Source organism: Nitrosospira sp. TNL200 (assembly GCF_055386305.1).
Genome location: NZ_AP041003.1, coordinates 1,455,193 through 1,473,098 on the forward strand (window position 1 = coordinate 1,455,193; position 17,906 = coordinate 1,473,098).

Genomic DNA, 17,906 nt, shown 5'->3' on the forward strand with positions numbered 1-17,906 from the left:
CCCATGAACGCGATTGCCAGTCTTTCCTCTTTCTTCGGCGGCGTGAACGCAAGGGGCCTCGCAGGGCCGCTTCTGATACTCATGATCCTGGGCATGATGGTGCTGCCATTGCCGGCTTTCCTGCTGGACATGATGTTCACCTTCAATATCGCTCTTTCCATCATGGTGCTGCTGGTCAGCATCCATACGCACAAACCCCTGGAGTTCGCCGCGTTTCCCACCGTGCTGCTGCTGACCACGCTGCTGAGGCTGTCGCTCAATGTTGCCTCCACCCGGATCGTGCTGATGGAAGGCCATACCGGGCCGGATGCGGCAGGCAAGGTCATCGAGGCTTTCGGCCACTACCTGGTGGGCGGCAACTACACGGTTGGCATCGTGGTCTTCTTCATCCTGATGGTCATCAATTTCATCGTCATCACCAAGGGTGCGGGGCGCATAGCCGAGGTCGCCGCGCGGTTTACCCTGGATGCGATGCCCGGCAAGCAGATGGCCATCGATGCGGACATGAATGCCGGCCTCATCGGCGAGGAGGAGGCTGGCAAACGGCGCGGCGCCATTGCCCAGGAAGCGGAGTTCTTCGGTTCGATGGATGGCGCCAGCAAATTCGTGCGTGGAGACGCGATAGCGGGCATCCTGATTCTATTCATCAACGTGATCGGCGGCCTGATCGTCGGCGTGCTGCAGCACGGTCTGGATATCTCCACCGCGGCGCATAATTACACCCTGCTGGCCATCGGCGACGGGCTGGTGGCACAAATACCGGCGCTTATCATCTCCACGGCGGCGGGCCTGGTGGTAAGCCGCGTAGGCACCGACGAGGATATCAGCGGGCAGCTCATCACGCAGCTTTTCATGAAGCCGCAAGTGCTGATCCTGACGGCTGCGATCATCGGCCTGATGGGCACGATACCCGGCATGCCCCATGTTGCTTTCCTGTTGCTGGCCGCGGTGCTGGGCGGCGGCGCGTATCTGATGATCAAACGGGAGAAGCGGGCGGTGGCGGCGCAAGCAACGGCGGCGCCCAAAGCGCCGGCGGAGGTGCAGGACGCGAGCTGGGATGACGTCATGCCGGTGGATATCCTGGGCCTCGAAGTGGGCTACCGCCTGATCCCGCTGGTCGATAAAGCGCAGGATGGCGAATTGCTGCGCAGGATAAAGGGCGTGCGCAAGAAATTTGCGCAGGAAATCGGGTATCTGCCGCCTTCGGTGCATATACGCGACAACCTGGAACTGCGCCCCAACGGATACCGCATCACCATAAAGGGCGTATCCATTGGCGCGGGCGAAGTCAATATCGGCCAGTATCTCGCCATCAATCCCGGAAATGTCTCCGGCAGCCTGCCGGGCGCCGCCACCAGCGATCCCGCATTCGGGCTTCCCGCCTTGTGGATCGAAGCCGGCCAGCGCGACCATGCGCAAATGCTCGGTTATACCGTGGTGGATGCCGGCACCGTAGTGGCTACCCACCTGAATCATCTGCTGCATGGCCATGCAGCGGAATTGCTGGGCCGCACGGAGGTACAGCAACTGCTCGACCGGCTGGCAAAGGAATCTCCCAAGCTGGTGGAAGACCTCACTCCCAAGCTCCTTCCCATCTCGACGGTGCAAAAGGTCCTGCAAAACCTGCTGGACGAAAATGTGCACATACGCGACATGCGCTCGATTCTGGATGCACTGGCTGAACATGGGAGCCGAGTGCAGGATCCGTACGAACTGACTGCCCTGGTGCGGGTTGCGCTGGGAAGGGCGATCGTGCAGCAGATCGCGCCGCAGATGGGCGAATTGCAGGTCATGGCACTGGATACCGGATTGGAGAGACTGCTTGTCCAGGCATTGCAGGCTAGCCCCAGCAATACCGGCATCGAGCCAGGGCTGGCCGATACGCTGTTGCGCGAAGCCATGGGCGCGAGCCAGCGCCAGGAGCAGATGGGCATCGCTCCGGTGCTTCTGGTGCCGGCGCCGCTCAGGACGCTGCTCGCCCGCTTCCTGCGGCGCGCGCTGCCGCAACTCAGGATTCTGTCGCACGCTGAAGTACCCGATTCCAGCAACATCAAAGTCACCACTATTCTAGGAGCGAGAGCATGAGCATAAAGCGGTTTTTTGGAGCCACCACCCGGGATGCATTACGCATGGTGCGGGATGCGCTGGGTCCCGATGGAGTCATCCTTTCCAACCGCTCGGTCGATGGCGGGGTCGAAATCCTCGCCCTCGGCGCGGAAGACATCACGGCGCTGATGCCGCCAGCGGGGAAAGCCGCAGCGAAGGGTGCGGTGGACAGAACCCGGCTGGATGAATCCAGGAATGATGCGGAGCCGGAGCAACCGGGATTCCGTGCTCCAGGCCAGGAAAGTGCCAAGGCCTCCGTCTATCGGGCGTTGAAAATGGAAGAAACGGCGCAATCCCGGAAGATCTCTCCATTCATGGCGCCGCCGGTGGAACAAGGCGGGCGGAACAAGCAGGAGGAATCTGAGGAGGAGTGGTTAGAGGAAGAAGCGGAGAGCAATCCTGTTGCGGCCCATAGTTTGCCGCGATTCAAGTTTCCCGCGTTCGATAAGCAGCAGCAACGGCCTCCACGTTCCCCGGTATCGAACATTCCGAACTTCGCAACCGGTGCCGATGCAGCGCGCGAGCCTTTGGCGCCCGCTGCCGGGAATACCCAGCGGATGCCGGAGAACGCCAGTGCCGCAACCCTCCCTGCGTTCGGGGCCGGAAAGAACGTTGCCGCAAGCATGGTGGATACGGCATCCGGCAATGGGGCGTTGCACCAGTCCGAAAACGGCGACGAGCCAGCCATTCCTGGGCCGAAGGAAGAAAACATCCGGGATCATGAGGTGGAAGCAGGCCCCAGGAAACGGCGCGCCGCGGCAACTGTCCGCAAGGCGGTAAAATCGCAGGCACGGGAGCAGGATGCGGTATCCGAAGCGACTGGCCAGCCCGCGTTCGATTCCCGCCAGGTTGCCGACCAGGTGGCAGCGAGCGTGCTCAGCGAAATCAGGTCGATGCGCGGCAAGCTCGAGCATCAGCTTGCTACGCTGACATGGACCGAGCGGCAGCGCCGCGACCCCAGCCGTGGCCACGTGCTCGGCCAGTTGCTGGCAGCCGGGTTCAGCGCCGCGCTGGCGCATGAACTGCTGGAACGGCTTCCCGCGGGCCTGGAAGAACGCAAGGCCATGGAGTGGATCAAGACCGTGTTGAAAGCCAACTTGCAGACTATTGCCAATGAAAACGAAATCCTGGAACAAGGCGGCGTATATGCGCTGGTGGGGCCTACCGGGGTGGGCAAGACCACGACCACGGCCAAGCTCGCCGCACGTTGCGTGGTGCGCCATGGCGCGGACAAGCTGGCTTTGCTGACTACGGATGGATACCGGATAGGCGGCCATGAGCAGTTGCGCATCTACGGCAAGATCCTGGGGGTCACGGTCTACGCGGTAAAGGACCAGCAGGATCTTTCCCTGGCCCTGTCGGAACTGAGGGGCAAGCACATGGTGCTGATCGATACCGTCGGCATGAGCCAGCGCGACAGGATGGTGGCCGAACAGGTGGCGATGCTTTCCGGCTGCGGCACGGACGTCAAGCGCCTGCTGCTGCTCAATGCCTCATCCAGCGGAGATACGCTGAATGAAGTCGTTTCCGCCTACGAGGGCGGCGGCCTCGCGGGGACGATCATTACCAAGCTGGACGAAGCGGCTACCACCGGCGGCGTGCTCGATACTGTCATCCGCCATCAATTGAAGCTCTACTATGCTGCTACTGGGCAAAGAGTTCCCGAAGATCTGCATGTTGGCAATGCGGATCACCTGGTTGGCGACGCCTTCGATAACCTGCCTGCCGCTTCTCCCTTTGCCATGCCGGAAAACACATTTCCGTTGCTGATGAGGGGGGGAATCGGGAGGGTGGCCGGTCTCGAAATGAATGGAGGCCGCCTTGGCTAATCCGATACAGGACCAGGCCGAGGGCCTGCGCCGCCTGCTGGTGCAGGACAGCAATCTGCATGCCGCAACCGTGATCTCGGGCAGCGTGGGCGCGGGCAAGACCATCGCGGTGATCAACCTGGCGACCGCCCTGGTGCGAAGCGGCAAAAAGGTGCTGATAATCGACGAGAATGCGAGCGCCAGCAACCTGGGCGGAACGCTGGGACTCAGCGCGCATCGGGATCTGCTGGACGTGATTCGCCGCGACATGGCTTTCGACAAGGTGCTGATCCAGCATTACGACGGATTCAGCATCCTGCCGGCGGGACGCGGTATGCGAGTGCTGAACAAGCTCAATCCGGACGATCAGGCTCACCTGGTCGATTCGTTCGGGAGCCTGACGCCTCCCGTGGACGTGATACTCGTCGATGCGGCGCCTGGCCACGCCAGCAAACTGCTCTCGCTTGTCTTCCCCTGCCACGAAATCGCGGTCCTGGTTTCATCCCAGCCCGCGTCCATCACCGCGGCCTACGCCTTGATCAAGCACATAAGCGGCAATGGCGGCAGCCAGCGCTTCCGCGTGCTGGTGAATAAGGTCAACGAGGCAACGGAAGCGAAAAAGATATTCGATAACATGGCCCGGGTGGCGAGCCGCTATCTTTCGGTATCGCTGGATTTTATCGGCTTCATACCGCCGGACGACAAGCTCAGGCAGTCGATCCGGCGCGGCCGCGCGGTCATAGACCTGTTCCCCGCATCCGAGTCGGCCGTCGCCTTCAGCCGCGCGGCGGAATCGCTTTTCAACTGGACGTCCGAAGACGCGAACAACGGCGGGATGCGCGGGTTCATGCAAAGCCTCACGCGGCTCGCTGGCGACCAGCCCAGCCATTCCGATCAACACGCCAGGCAGAGCAGCGCAACCATCCAGGAAACGAGGAGTGATCATGTATAACGCAGCAGGTGTCATCGATAGAAAGCCCGCGGTAGCCGAGTACGCTCCGCTGGTGAAACGCATCGCGAACCACATGATGGCGAAGCTGCCGCCCAGCGTGGGAGTGGACGATCTCATCCAGGTAGGAATGATGGGTCTGATGGAGGCGCTGAGCCGCTATGAGGAAACACCGGGAGCGCAATTCGAGACTTATGCGGCCCAGCGTATCCGCGGCGCCATGCTGGATGAATTGCGCCAGACCGACTGGATGCCGCGCAGCGCGCGCAAAAGCATGCGCCAGATCGAGACGGCAGTGCAGGCATTGCAGCATCGCCTCGGCCGTCCGCCCGCGGAAACGGAAATCGCCGCGGAACTCAAGGTGCCGCTTGCCGATTACCAGCAGATGCTGATGGATGCCCATGGGACCCAGCTCATCCATTACGAGGATTTCGTGAATGAGGGGGATGACGATTTCCTGGAGCGCAACTGTTCCGGCGCCGAGCCCGATCCCCTGGCAAGCCTGCTGAACGACGATTTGCGCGAACTGTTGATCGAGGCGATCGGCGATCTGCCGGAGAGGGAAAAGATGCTGATGGGGTTGTACTACGAGCAGGAGCTGAATTTCAAGGAAATCGGCGCAGTGCTGGGCGTATCCGAGTCGAGGGTATGTCAGATTCACAACCAGGCGGTTGCGCGGTTGCGCGCCAAACTCAAGGAGGGAGCATGGACTTCAATAGCATAGCGGGCATCGTCATTGCCCTGATAGCGGTTTTCGGCAGCCAGACACTCGAAGGGGGCCACCCGGGCTCGCTCATCCAGTTCACGGCATTTGCCATCGTGGTGGGTGGCACCCTCGGGGCCGTGCTGCTGCAAAGCCCGGTGCGCCAGTTTCTGCTCGGCATGAGGATGAGCCGCTGGATATTCATGCCGCCACTGCTGGATGCCGGGGCGCTGGTGGATCACGTCTTCGCCTGGAGCAACTCGGCGCGGAAGGAAGGGCTGCTTTCGCTGGATCCGCACATCGCGGGAATCGACGACCCTTTCATCAGGAAGGGGTTGCAGCTCGTGGTGGACGGTACCCCGCCGGAAGAATTGAAACGGGTACTGGAAGTCGAAATACAGGCTTTCGAGGACCAGCACCGCCAGGGAGCGAAAGTCTGGGAGGCGGCAGGTGGATATGCGCCCACCATCGGCATCCTCGGAGCCGTAATGGGGCTTATCCAGGTCATGGAAAATCTGTCCGATCCGGCGAATCTCGGAGCGGGGATCGCCGTTGCCTTCGTGGCAACCATCTATGGCGTGGGGCTGGCGAACCTCGCATTCCTGCCCATGGCCAACAAGCTGAAGACCCTGATCTCACGCCAGGTATTGATGCGCGAGATGATGGTGGACGGGCTGGTGGGGATCGCGAGCGGCGAGAATCCCAGGCTGATAGCCGGGAGGCTGAAGGGATATGGGGTATGAGCAAAACCCGTATTTGGTTCCAGTGGAACGTTATATTCCATTGACATGCATTGTGGATTATGCAGTTTGCGCAGGATGGGTGGAGTTTTTTGATGGGTTGCGTTTCACTCCACCCATCCTGCCGTTACCATGCAGGATACATGATTGGAAGTTTGATTCCGGAGCATGTGAATACCATATGAGGAAGGATGGAACATGAGAAAGGAATACAGGGCGGAAGAGCGGGAAAACCACGAGCGCTGGCTGGTGTCCTATGCCGATTTCATCACATTGCTGCTGGCGGTCTTCGCCGTGATGTATGCGATTTCCCAGGTCAACGAAGGCAAGTACCGCAAGCTGACGAATTCGCTCATCACGGCGTTCGCGAAGGAAGCGGAACGCCGCACGCCGCTGATCGTCGCGCCTGACCCCTTGCCGGAGCGCGTCGAGACGCCGCTTTCTCCGCAGCCAGCAGCAAAGGAGGATGCGCGAAGTGAAAAAGCCAGGCGTTTTGCGGAAGCAAGGCTGAGGCAGCACGAAAGATTGCAGCGCATCGCGCGCGATATCGTGGCAGCGTTCGCTCCCCTGGTGGAAGACGGACAGGTCCGGGTCATGCAGAACGAACGGGGGGTGCGGGTGGAAATCAATGCCAACGTGCTGTTCTCGTCCGGCGAGGCGACATTGCATGAGGAATCCGGCAAAGCGCTCAGGGCGGTGGCGCAGGTTCTGCAAAAGGGCGATCAGTTCATCCAGGTCGAGGGGCATACCGATGACAAGCCCATCACCACCCCCAGGTTTCCCTCCAACTGGGAGCTTTCCGCGGTGCGGGCCACGAGCGTGGTGCGGCTGCTGATCGACAGCGGCGTGGCCGCTTCCCGGCTTACCGCCGTGGGCTATGGGGAAAATCATCCGGTGGAATCGAACGATACCGAAGAGGGACGTACGCGCAATCGCCGCGTCACCCTGATGATCCTGTCCGGCCCGCCGGATGCGCCTGAAGATCCGGAGGAAACCCCGGAAGACGCAGCGGCGCCGGAAGCTGGTACCTTGCCAGCCGGCCCTGTGCATGAAGTCCGGACAGAAGATCGCAAGGAGTCGGAAACCGGATCGGCTTGAGTTCTTTTTTTGGTTCGGTACTCGTTCCTGCCGGTGTGCCCGAAATACCCGGAAGTACCAGAAATGCCCATGTATATGCGATTTGATGACGAAAAAATAATCCGTGTAGGTTGCTGAAAGCCAGGCCATAGCGATGGGTTACGTTTCACTCCATCCATTCTGCCGCAAGCAATCGCAACAATAGCAGCAATGGAAGGATGGGAAAGCGCAGCGTAGCCCATCAAGACATCGCATGAGATTCATGCGCTGGACGTCCAGCAATCGCTGCAGGCGCATTGCGCGCTAGGAAGCAACCGGAACGATCAAAACGGGTTTGCCCGCGCGCCTGCAAAGCGGTAAAAGCATCTTCCCGTGCCACCCATTCAATACATCTGCATGCGGAGGCGGGAGAGCGAAACGAAGAATCAAACCTCGCCCAGCCGGCGGCCACCCTTGAACAGCCGTGGCTGTCCATCCGAACCGTAGAGGCCGGACAGTCCAGCGCTTTGCACCGGCCCCTGCAACGCGGCAAGCGCCTGCGTGTTGTAGCGCAGCCGCTGGTTGACGAGGATGCCGTTGATCTTGTTCAGTTCGCTCGCGGCCTGGGCAAGCTGCAGCAATTGGCTCCAGGCTTGCGCTGCTTCCGGATAGCCTTGCAGGGCGCGCTCCATCCCGGCGTGATCGTGGCTGCAGCCCAGGCTTTCGATCCAGCGATTGCGCTCGCTTGCAAGCTCCACCAGGCGCTGGGCCTGGCTGCCTTTTTCCCTTGACAGCGCCAGCAATTCGGAAACATCTTTTTCCTGCAGGATACCCTGCTCGCGCTGGAGCAGATGAATGAAATCCTGGGTGGCATCGCGTTCCGCTGCAATACGCGTGGCCGGGTCAAAAACCATGATGACGAGTCGAATCAGGTGTTCCGGTTCTGGATCAGATCCCGCACGGAATCGAGCAGGCCATCCGCTACCTTGCCGGGATTGACGGTGAAGCGTCCTTCGCTGATGGCTTGCTTGATTTCATTCACGCGCGTGATATCGAAAGCCTCGTTGCTGGCGAAATTCTTCTCGATGGTCTGCAATTGCGGGCTCAGGTGCACAGCGGCGCCCTGGCCATTCACGACTGCTTCCGGTTCCGCTTTTTGCGCGGCCCTGGCCGATCGGATAGGTGATTCGCCTGGAAGGGCGGTGACAGTATTGTTGACGGAATTATCGATTTTCATGGTATCTCTCCTACGGTTGACCGTAGATGTCTAACGGCAGCCCCAGGTAAAACTTGAGAAGGAAACATGAACAGAAATATCCGGCACAATCAGGCGTAAATTGATGCTGCCATCCGCCACTTCATCCCCCCATTATCCCGGATACTTCCGTCGCTGGCATAAACCATTGTAGATCATTCGCGAGCCTTCGAACAAGTTTCCTTCCGGGTGGAGGAAATGACTGTCCGGCATCCGGAATGCCAGGGCGCGTCATCAATAGATCACCTCGACTATCGATCCCGCGCGGGCAATGCCGCTCACTATCTGGCCGGAATGGTTCTTGACCTGCACACGCTGTCCTTCCAGCGCATTGCCCAGCGCCCTGCCTTCGGCGCTTATGCTGAATCCGCGTCCATTTGAAACCAGCTTGACCGGCTGGTTCTGCTTCACCGCTATCTGGGCGCGCAGCATGTCCTGGCGCAACGGGCTTCCGAATGGGATGCTGCCGGCCATGGTCATGCCGATCGCCTGGTTCAGGTCCGTGACGATGCCGGGGGGAAGCTGCGTCAGATCTCCCTTGCGTATTGCGAAGTCCGCAGCGGTCAGCAACTGGCCCTGGTTCAGTGGGCGGGCGCTGACAACATAATCCGCCACGACTCTTACCGTGGCGCGAACATAAATCGTCCAGGAGTGGGGAACGGTGCATTGCACCGCCACGGTCGTGTTGCCCCACGCTCGGCTTCCCGGCGGCAGCGAGGGCTCCAGCGCAGCGCATGCCGGCAGGCTGGCGCGGGTATCGATTGCGCCGGGAATGATTTCCACCTCGCCGGGAAGGCCGGCTGTCTGCATGCGCAGGAAATGCGTGACCGATGCCTGGATGAGCCCGTGATCCTGCTTGACGCCCGGCGAAGCGGGTGCCGCGGCGGGCGCCAGCGTAAGGACAAGAAGGAGCAGGCCGGGAATGGATGACGAAGTGCGCGAATGGCGCGAACCGATTGCAGGCATGATGATTTCTCCAGTTTTTTCCGCGTTTCGGAGCGAGCCGCGGCGACGTGAGGAATTCTAGCCATCTCCCGGCGGCGCCATTGAATGGAACTGAGGCTGATTTGGGCCGCTGTTCATCCGATTGCCTTCCAGCGGGTTTCTCTATGATGCGCCCATTGCCAAGCCAGCGGGCCAAAGCAGCGAGATGCGGGGTAATTGGCTCTCTTTTCCCTGGTTTGATTCCAGAGGCGATGCTCTACCATGCTTACATCGTATGCCGCGCGCTCCATGCGGGATGCTGTCCACAGTGGCTGCAGTCCGTAGTGGTGAACAGCAGCGAGATGCATAACTTGAGGAGTTTTTGAGGAGTTTCCGTGATAGACAAATTGGACAGCACCTTCCGGTTTTATCAGGATTCCGCAAACCTGCGGGCCCAGCGGCAGCAACTGATCGCATCCAACATCGCCAACGCGGATACGCCCCAGTACAAGGCGCGGGATATTGATTTCAGCGCGGCGCTGCAAGGTGCGTTGACGGGCGGCAATGCCGTCGTGCTTACCACCAGCGCGCCCAACCATATCGCGCCTCCCGCGAGCGCGAATGGGGGCGCTCCCCTGCTTTACCGCGGAGCGGTGCAGGGCAGCGTGGACGGCAATACCGTGGACATGGATATCGAGCGCAGCCAGTTCGCCGATAACGCCATCCATTACGAGGCCAACCTGACATTCATCAGCACCGAGGTGCGGATGATGCTGGCTGCCCTTCAAAATTAAGGAGAAACCGGATCATGTCGCTATTCAGCATTTTCGACGTCGCCGGTTCGGCGATGACCGCTCAGAACAAGCGTCTCAACGTTGTTGCGAGCAATCTTGCCAACGCCGACAGCGCGGCGAGTTCCAATGGCGAGGCCTATAAGGCAAAACAGGTGGTATTCACCACCCAATCCGTCGGCGCCCAGGCTGCCGCCGGATTGCCCGCGGATGGCATGAATGGAGCGCATGGGTCCTATGGCACCGCCGGGGTGCGCGTCTCGGCAGTAATCGAAGACCAATCCCCGATGCGAAAAGTGTTCGAGCCCGGCCATCCCATGGCGGACAAGGATGGTTTCGTGACCATGCCCAATGTCAATGTGGTGGAGGAAATGGTCAACATGATTTCCGCCTCGCGCTCCTACCAGAACAACGTGGACATGATGAATACCGCGAAGACGCTGCTGTTGAAAACCTTGACCATCGGACAATAAGGAAAACCGCCATGAGCTCCATCCAGGAAACGGGACAGGCCTCGAACCTGTTTACATCATACAACGCAAAAAACACGACGCAGTCCGCGGCGGACGATCCGCAGGACCGCTTTCTCAAGCTGCTGGTCACGCAGATGAAGAACCAGGACCCCCTGAATCCGCTCGATAACGCCCAGGTCACTTCCCAGCTCGCCCAGATTAGCACCGTCAATGGCATCGAGAAGCTCAACACCACCCTGCAGGCCATGGCGAATGGCTTCACCGCCGGGCAGTCCCTGCAGGCGGCAGGCATGATCGGGCACAATGTCCTCGTGCCTGGTTCGGCCCTGCATCTCGCCGGCGGCAGCGGCGCGTTCGGCATCGATCTGGCGCAACCTGCGGATGAGGTGAAGGTCACGATACAGGACAGCTCCGGCGCAACCATGCAGGTCATGAACCTGGGTCCGCAGGCTGCGGGATCGCTTGCATTCGGATGGGATGGCAAAACCGCGGGCGGAACCCAGGCAGCCGATGGCGGCTATGCGATCAGTGTCGAGGCGACGCGCGGCGGCCAGAAGGTCGACGCGCAGCCGCTGGCCATCGGCATGGTCCAGGGCGTATCGCAGGATAGCCAGGGAGCGCGCCTCAATGTCGGGTCACTGGGCACGGCGGCAATCGCCGATGTGAAGCAGATTTTCTGAGTATTCGAAACCGGAGCGGTTTAATCATATTCTGTCTCGCGCCCAAGCCGGAGCGAGACGCTTACCAAGGACAAGGAGCGTATCATGAGTTTTCAGCAAGGCTTGAGTGGTCTGAATGCAGCGGCCAGGAATCTGGACGTGATCGGCAATAACGTGGCGAACGCCAATACGGTTGGATTCAAGCAGTCGCATGCGCAATTCGCCGACATGTTTGCCAATTCGCTCGCGGGAAGCGGCTCCACCCAGGCGGGAATGGGTGTCAGCGTGGCTTCCGTGGCGCAGCAATTCGGCCAGGGGAGCATTACCACTTCCGGCAATTCGCTGGATATCGCCATCAACGGCGCGGGCTTCTTCCGTCTCAATGACCAGGGCAACATAGCCTATACCCGCAACGGCCAGTTCCATCCGGACAAGGATGGATATATCGTCTCCAGCGGCGGCCAGCGCCTGACCGGCTACGTCGCTACCGCGTCCGGCCAGATTACCGCCAGCTCGCCAACCGACCTGAAGATCTCGACGGCCGACTTGTCTCCCCGCGCCACCACGCTCGTGAACGCCGGGATCAACCTGGATTCCCGGGCATCCACGCTCAATCCGGCCGCTTTCGATCCAACGGATTCCGCGACGTACACCAGTTCCACGCCCATGCCGCTTCACGACAGCCTGGGCAACGCGAGCACGCTATCCGCCTATTTCGTCAAGACGGCAGCCAACACCTGGGACGTATTCGCCTCCAGCGAGGGCACGCTGCTCAATGGGGGGGCGCCGGTAGGCTCGCTGAACTATCTGTCCAATGGAGCACTCGACCCGTTGAGTACGGCGACATTCAATGTGACGAAACCCGTGAGCAACGGGGCGAATCCCGTGGTATTCAACCTCGACTTCACTGGCTCCACCCAGTTCGGGTCGGGCTTCGGCGTCAATTCCCTGGCCGAGGATGGCTATGCGTCTGGCAAGCTGGTCGGTTTCGACGTCGGGAACGATGGCATGATCCGCGGCAGCTACTCGAATGGCAAGTTCCTGAACCTGGGCCAGGTTGCACTGGCGAATTTCGCCAATCCGCAAGGATTGCAAGTGCAGGGCAACAATCTCTGGGCAGCAAGCACCGACTCCGGCGTTCCGCTGGTGGGCGCGCCCCAGACGAGCGGCCTGGGCGCTTTGCAGTCGGGAGCGGTCGAGGAATCCAACGTGGAACTGACGTCGGAGCTGGTCAATATGATTACCGCGCAGCGCGTCTACCAGGCCAATGCGCAAACCATCAAGACGCAGGATCAGTTGCTGCAGACGCTGGTGAACATGAGGTAATGAAGCGCGGAAAGAACGGCTTGGTGTAGGCATGGCGAAGGCTCGGCGAAGGCCTGGCCTTCCTTTCAGCCATTCGCCATGCCTGGATTGAACACCCGAATATCTTGATGCCTGGAATGGAGAACAGAAGATGGATCGCATGATCTACGTGGCGATGACCGGGGCAAAGCATACCCTGGGACAGCAGGCCGCCGCATCGAATAACCTCGCAAACCTCAATACGACCGGATACCGCGCCGAAAACAACATGCTGCGCGCCGTGCCCGTATTCAGCGATACGCTGGCAACTCGCGCCTTCGTGGTCGATTCCAGCGCCGGATCGGATTTCCGGCCGGGCACGCTCCAGGAAACGGCGCGCGATCTCGATGTCGCGGTTGAAGGCCGGGGCTGGATCGCGGTGCAACTGGAGAATGGCGAAGAAGCCTATACCCGCAACGGAAATCTCCAGGTCAGCGCGAACGGGGTATTGCAGACCCGGAATGGAATGAACATCATGGGTGACGGCGGCCCTATCGCCATCCAGCCCAATTCCACCATCACCATTGCCAAGGATGGCACGGTTTCCACCGTGCCGTTTCGCCCGGGTTCGAATGAATCGAACGTCGTGATAACCGCCGGGCGCATCAAGCTGGTCGATCCCCCGGAGGGGCAGCTTACGCGCGGGGCCGATGGCCTTTTCCGCCTCGGCACCGGCCGCCCGGCGGAAGCCAGCCCGAACGTCACCTTGATCAGCGGCATGCTGGAGGGCAGCAATGTCAATGTGGTGGATGCCCTGGTGGATATGATTGGGCTCTCGCGCCAGTTCGAGACGCACATGAAGCTGCTGCAAAATGCGGAGGGCAATGCGCAGCGGGCCAGCAGCCTGCTGAACCTGAGTTCCTAACCCTGGCATGCGTGGGTCCATGCCGGCCTGCCCGGCCAGGGGCAAGCTGAAGTCATTGGACCCATCAAACCCATCAAACCCATCAAACCCATCAAACCCATCAAACCCATCAAACCCATCAAACCCATCAAACCCATCAAACCCGTCATCCCGTCAATCCCGTCAATCCCGTAAACAGGCAGGCAATCATCCCTCTTTTCCCGGCGCTGATTCCGGCATTGCTGCAATAAGATGACGGAAACGTGGCGGCCGGCATGAACCGGTCCAGACAGCCAACAGGAGACAGGAGATGATGCAGAAGATGATGCGGCAAACAATGCAGTATGGGTATTTCGCCTGTGTCTGCATGCCGGCGCCCGGCCTCGCCCGATATGGATTCCCTCTCAGGAGATTCGCATGATTCGCTCGCTTTGGATTTCGAAAACCGGCCTGGATGCGCAGCAGACCCAGATGGACGTGATCGCCAATAATCTGGCCAACGTTAGCACCAATGGCTTCAAGCGTTCCCGCGCCGTGTTCGAGGATTTGCTATACCAGACCCTGCGCCAGCCCGGCGCCCAGTCATCGCAGCAGACGCAGTTGCCTTCGGGCCTCCAGGTCGGCACCGGTGTGCGGCCCGTGGCGACCGAGCGGGTGTTCACCCAGGGAAATCTGCAGCAAACCGGCAACTCCAAGGATGTCGCCATCCAGGGCCAGGGGTTTTTCCAGGTGATGATGCCGGACGGAACCACTGCCTACACCCGGGACGGTTCGTTCCAGTCCGACTTCCAGGGTCAACTGGTGACATCCAGCGGGTACCAGGTGCATCCCAACATCACCATCCCGGTCAATGCGCTCAGCATTACCGTGGGGCGGGATGGCACGGTTTCCGTTACCCAGCCCGGTTCCAGCGCGCCGGTGGAGGTGGGTTCGCTGCAGCTCGCCACCTTCATCAACCCGGTGGGATTGCAGGCAGTGGGAGAAAACCTCTACGTGGAAACTTTCTCCAGCGGACCGCCCAATATCAATACGCCCGGCATCGATGGAGCCGGCATACTCAACCAGGGTTACGTGGAGACATCCAATGTGAACGTGGTGGAAGAGCTGGTCAACATGATTCAGACGCAGCGCGCCTACGAAATCAACAGCAAGGCAGTGCAGACCTCGGACCAGATGCTTCAGAAACTTTCTCAAATGTAACGGATCGCCCAGCGATACAAGGACGCAGGAAAAAGGAGAAGCCAATGAACGGGAACACGCGCATCCCCGGCAACGGAAACGGCAAGGGCGGCGGGGGCGGCAGGCCTGGCCTGTACGGCCTATCCGCACGGTGCACCCGGAAATTGAAAACGGCATTCTCCGGCATCGTCGTGCTGACAGCTCTTTCCGGCTGCGTGACCCTGCCGGCACCACCAGCTATCGTACAGCATCCCCTGACCACGGTTACCCCGCAGCCGGAACCGGCGCCCAGCAATGGCGCCATCTTCCAGGCGGGAACGCACGACCGGCCATTATTCGAAGACAGGCGGGCGCGCATGGTGGGCGACATCCTGATCATTGTGCTCAACGAGCAAAACAATGCACGCAAGCAGTCGAACAGCAGTGTCAGCAAGAACGGTTCCCTCAATTTCGGCGTTCCGCCCATCGTATTCGGCGTGCCCATCACCAAGAAGGTGGAACTCGGCGCTTCTTCCGACAACAAGTACGACGGGAATGGCCAGGCCGCCTCCAACAACAATTTCACGGGCACTATCACTGTCACGGTGCTGAAAGTGCTGCCTAACCGCAACCTGCTGGTCAGCGGGGAGAAGCAGATCGCCATGACCCAGGGCACCGAATACATTCGCTTCTCCGGTGTGGTACGGCCCGAATCCGTCATCAATAACACCGTGTCCTCGGTGCAGGTGGCGGATGCGAAAATCGAATACAAGGCCAATGGCTATATCGACGAGGCCCAGACGATGGGCTGGCTTTCGCGGTTTTTCCTGACTGTCTCTCCATTTTGAGAGGTAAGCATGCAACCCATGCAATATATCGCAATGCATCGCCGCTTCCCCAAGCCCATCCGGTTGATTCTTTCGCTGGCCTGGCTTGCCTGCTGGGCCGTCATGCCCATGCAGGCCCAGGCTGAGCGCATCAAGGATCTCGCCTCGGTGCAGGGGGTCCGGCCCAACCAGCTCATCGGGTATGGTCTGGTGGTGGGCCTGGATGGCACCGGCGACCAGACCAGCCAGACACCGTTCACGGTGCAGACCATAACGAGCATGCTGATGCAGATGGGGATCAATCTTCCTCCCGGCACCAACCTGCGGTTGAGAAACGTGGCGGCGGTGATGGTTACGGCCATGCTGCCTTCTTTCGCTCAGCCCGGCCAGGTCATCGATGTAACCGTCTCCAGCATGGGCAACGCACGCAGCCTGCGCGGCGGAACGCTGCTCATGACTCCGCTCAAAGGTGCGGATGGGGTGGTTTACGGCATGGCCCAGGGCAACCTGCTGGTCGGGGGCTTTGGCGCCGCAGCCAGCGGCAGCCAGGTCCAGGTCAATCACCTGAGCGTCGGGCGCATCACCGGCGGCGCGACAGTCGAGCGCGCAGTACCGGTCGCGCTGGGAGAGGATGACACCATCCGCCTCGATCTCATCAACACCGACTTCTCCACGACCAAGCGCATCGTGGATGCGATCAACGAGCGCTTCGGCGCCAGCACCGCCGCGGCGCTCGACGGCCGCACCATACAGGTGCGCACTCCCCAGGGAAGCGACCAGCGTGTGGCATTCATTGCCGAGGTGGAAAGCATGAACGTCATACCGGCCCAGACTTATGCCAAGGTGATCGTCAACAGCCGCACCGGTTCCGTGGTCATGAACCAGGCGGCGACAGTGGAAGCTTGCGCCGTTGCCCATGGCAATCTTTCGGTCGTGATCAGTACCGAGCCTGTCATCAGCCAGCCCGGCCCATTCTCCAGTGGTCAGACGGTGCAGGCGCAGCGCTCCACCATAGAGATCAAACAGGAATCCGGCATGCTCACCATGGTGGAAGGCGCCTCGCTGACCGAGGTGGTCAAGGCGCTCAACGCGATTGGCGCCACTCCGCAGGATCTGCTGGCAATCCTGCAGGCGATGAAATCGGCGGGAGCGTTGCGCGCTGACCTGGAGATCATCTGATGGCGCTATCCGCCGATCTTTCCGGCAAGCTTGCCCTCGATGTCCAGGCGGTAGACGGGCTGCGTCTGCAGGCAAGAAAAACCGACAAGGCCGGGCTTGAGGCCGCAGCCCGGCAATTCGAAGCGTTGTTCATGAACATGATGCTCAAGAGCATGCGCGAAGCCACCCCGCAGGACAGCCTGATGGATAACGACCAGAGCCGGCTATACGTTTCCATGCTGGACCAGCAGCTCGCGCAGAGCATGGCCGCCAGGGGAGTGGGGCTCGCCGACATGATGGTGCAGCAGTTGAGCCGCGGCATGTCCGCGGAAGCTGCGGACATATCCGCGCAAGCCGCCCAGGCTGGCGCCCGGGACATTTCCGCGCCATCCCCGGCGGGAGCGGCGCCGCAGCCGTTGCAAGCTCCAGCTGCACAGGATTTGCAGGGAACCCAGGCTCCACAGGCGTTGCAGCAATCGCTGCGGCCGCAGTGGACATCCCCGCAGTCCCACCCGCAAGGCCAGTCCGCTGAATTTCAGGCCCGTTTGATGCCCCATGCCCAGGCAGCCAGCCAGATGACGGGGATACCGGCGCAGTTCATGCTGGGCCAGGCGGCCCTGGAGACAGGGTGGGGAAGGCGAGAGATCCGCGCGGCTGATGGCACCCCCAGCCATAACCTGTTCGGCGTGAAGGCGGGGGCCAACTGGAAAGGGGCAGTAGTGGAGGCAGTTACCACCGAGTATGTCAACGGCGTAGCACAGAAGAGCGTGGAGAAATTCCGGGCATATGATTCCTATGCCGACGCTTTCCGCGATTATGCCAACCTGTTGCGCAGCAACCCGCGCTATGCGGGAATCATGGATCAGGCGGTGCGGGGGCTGGATGCCGACGGGTTCGCCTATGGCCTGCAACGCGCGGGCTATGCAACCGACCCGAATTATGCCGACAAGCTGAGCCGCATCATCAAGACCACGCAGTGGTCCTGATACCCCCGATTTTGAAAGATGGCGCGATGAAAATGCATCTGCCGCCCGGGAAAGCTAAATATTTTTCTGGCACTGCCGTAAAAACGGATATGAGCACGGTAAGGATGATCGGCATGCATCTGGAG

General features: G+C 60.5%; 18 protein-coding genes. 15 read left to right on the top strand and 3 right to left on the bottom strand.

All coding sequences use genetic code 11. The annotated features are described in order from the left end of the window. The first annotated feature begins 3 nt into the window (after positions 1 to 3). The 6 genes from flhA to motD all read left to right on the top strand — a co-directional run bounded on the left by flhA (position 4) and on the right by motD (position 7,404). Entirely contained in the window at positions 4 to 2,085 is a 2,082-nt protein-coding gene (gene flhA / locus ACZ5CE_RS06440; protein ID WP_464577061.1) for a flagellar biosynthesis protein FlhA, read from the top strand. Next, complete coding sequence (gene flhF, locus ACZ5CE_RS06445) at positions 2,082 to 3,935, top strand: flagellar biosynthesis protein FlhF (RefSeq protein WP_464577063.1); 1,854 nt, start codon at positions 2,082 to 2,084, stop codon at positions 3,933 to 3,935. Before flhA ends, flhF begins: the two co-directional genes overlap by 4 nt. Next, on the top strand, positions 3,928 to 4,866 hold the full coding sequence (locus ACZ5CE_RS06450) for a MinD/ParA family ATP-binding protein (protein ID WP_464577066.1): 939 nt from the start codon (positions 3,928 to 3,930) through the stop codon (positions 4,864 to 4,866). Before flhF ends, ACZ5CE_RS06450 begins: the two co-directional genes overlap by 8 nt. Then, entirely contained in the window at positions 4,859 to 5,587 is a 729-nt protein-coding gene (locus tag ACZ5CE_RS06455) for an RNA polymerase sigma factor FliA (RefSeq protein WP_464577068.1), read from the top strand. The genes ACZ5CE_RS06450 and ACZ5CE_RS06455 overlap by 8 nt, the downstream gene beginning before the upstream one ends. Further along, positions 5,569 to 6,309, top strand: a complete 741-nt coding sequence (locus ACZ5CE_RS06460) for a flagellar motor protein (protein WP_464577070.1) — start codon at positions 5,569 to 5,571, stop codon at positions 6,307 to 6,309. Before ACZ5CE_RS06455 ends, ACZ5CE_RS06460 begins: the two co-directional genes overlap by 19 nt. A 195-nt stretch (positions 6,310 to 6,504) precedes the next feature. Continuing rightward, positions 6,505 to 7,404 (top strand): flagellar motor protein MotD, encoded by a 900-nt coding sequence (gene motD, locus ACZ5CE_RS06465; RefSeq protein ID WP_464577072.1) that lies wholly within the window; start codon positions 6,505 to 6,507, stop codon positions 7,402 to 7,404. Between the two features lie 404 nt (positions 7,405 to 7,808). Here motD and ACZ5CE_RS06470 read toward each other — a convergent pair whose 3' ends face one another. The 3 genes from ACZ5CE_RS06470 to flgA all read right to left on the bottom strand — a co-directional run bounded on the left by ACZ5CE_RS06470 (position 7,809) and on the right by flgA (position 9,583). After that, complete coding sequence (locus ACZ5CE_RS06470; RefSeq protein ID WP_464577074.1) at positions 7,809 to 8,276, bottom strand: flagella synthesis protein FlgN; 468 nt, start codon at positions 8,274 to 8,276, stop codon at positions 7,809 to 7,811. 14 nt (positions 8,277 to 8,290) lie between these two features. After that, complete coding sequence (flgM, locus tag ACZ5CE_RS06475; RefSeq protein ID WP_464577076.1) at positions 8,291 to 8,599, bottom strand: flagellar biosynthesis anti-sigma factor FlgM; 309 nt, start codon at positions 8,597 to 8,599, stop codon at positions 8,291 to 8,293. A gap of 252 nt (positions 8,600 to 8,851) precedes the next feature. After that, entirely contained in the window at positions 8,852 to 9,583 is a 732-nt protein-coding gene (gene flgA, locus ACZ5CE_RS06480) for a flagellar basal body P-ring formation chaperone FlgA (protein ID WP_464577078.1), read from the bottom strand. 353 nt (positions 9,584 to 9,936) lie between these two features. Between flgA and flgB the strand changes: the two genes are divergently transcribed. The 9 genes from flgB (at position 9,937) to flgJ (ending at position 17,781) form a co-directional block, all read left to right on the top strand. After that, positions 9,937 to 10,335 carry a flagellar basal body rod protein FlgB gene (flgB, locus tag ACZ5CE_RS06485; RefSeq protein ID WP_464577080.1) on the top strand — a complete coding sequence of 133 codons (399 nt, stop codon included), beginning with the start codon at positions 9,937 to 9,939 and terminating at the stop codon, positions 10,333 to 10,335. Positions 10,336 to 10,349: 14 nt separating this feature from the next. Then, entirely contained in the window at positions 10,350 to 10,805 is a 456-nt protein-coding gene (gene flgC / locus ACZ5CE_RS06490) for a flagellar basal body rod protein FlgC (RefSeq protein ID WP_464577082.1), read from the top strand. 11 nt (positions 10,806 to 10,816) lie between these two features. Next, entirely contained in the window at positions 10,817 to 11,485 is a 669-nt protein-coding gene (locus ACZ5CE_RS06495; protein ID WP_464577084.1) for a flagellar hook assembly protein FlgD, read from the top strand. 84 nt (positions 11,486 to 11,569) lie between these two features. Beyond that, positions 11,570 to 12,790, top strand: coding sequence for a flagellar hook protein FlgE (gene flgE, locus ACZ5CE_RS06500; RefSeq protein WP_464577086.1), 1,221 nt, complete (start codon positions 11,570 to 11,572; stop codon positions 12,788 to 12,790). A 130-nt stretch (positions 12,791 to 12,920) separates the two neighbouring features. Continuing rightward, positions 12,921 to 13,673: a flagellar basal-body rod protein FlgF gene (gene flgF, locus ACZ5CE_RS06505; protein ID WP_464577088.1), complete on the top strand. Its 753-nt coding sequence runs from the start codon at positions 12,921 to 12,923 to the stop codon at positions 13,671 to 13,673. 396 nt (positions 13,674 to 14,069) lie between these two features. Then, the gene (gene flgG, locus ACZ5CE_RS06510) at positions 14,070 to 14,852 is read left to right on the top strand and encodes a flagellar basal-body rod protein FlgG (RefSeq protein WP_464577090.1); all 783 of its coding nucleotides are present in this window, start codon (positions 14,070 to 14,072) and stop codon (positions 14,850 to 14,852) included. Positions 14,853 to 14,896: 44 nt separating this feature from the next. Beyond that, positions 14,897 to 15,658 carry a flagellar basal body L-ring protein FlgH gene (locus tag ACZ5CE_RS06515; RefSeq protein ID WP_464577092.1) on the top strand — a complete coding sequence of 254 codons (762 nt, stop codon included), beginning with the start codon at positions 14,897 to 14,899 and terminating at the stop codon, positions 15,656 to 15,658. A 9-nt stretch (positions 15,659 to 15,667) separates the two neighbouring features. Continuing rightward, positions 15,668 to 16,816: a flagellar basal body P-ring protein FlgI gene (locus ACZ5CE_RS06520; protein WP_464577094.1), complete on the top strand. Its 1,149-nt coding sequence runs from the start codon at positions 15,668 to 15,670 to the stop codon at positions 16,814 to 16,816. Beyond that, positions 16,816 to 17,781, top strand: coding sequence for a flagellar assembly peptidoglycan hydrolase FlgJ (gene flgJ, locus ACZ5CE_RS06525; protein ID WP_464577096.1), 966 nt, complete (start codon positions 16,816 to 16,818; stop codon positions 17,779 to 17,781). The genes ACZ5CE_RS06520 and flgJ overlap by 1 nt, the downstream gene beginning before the upstream one ends. Positions 17,782 to 17,906: the final 125 nt, after the last annotated feature.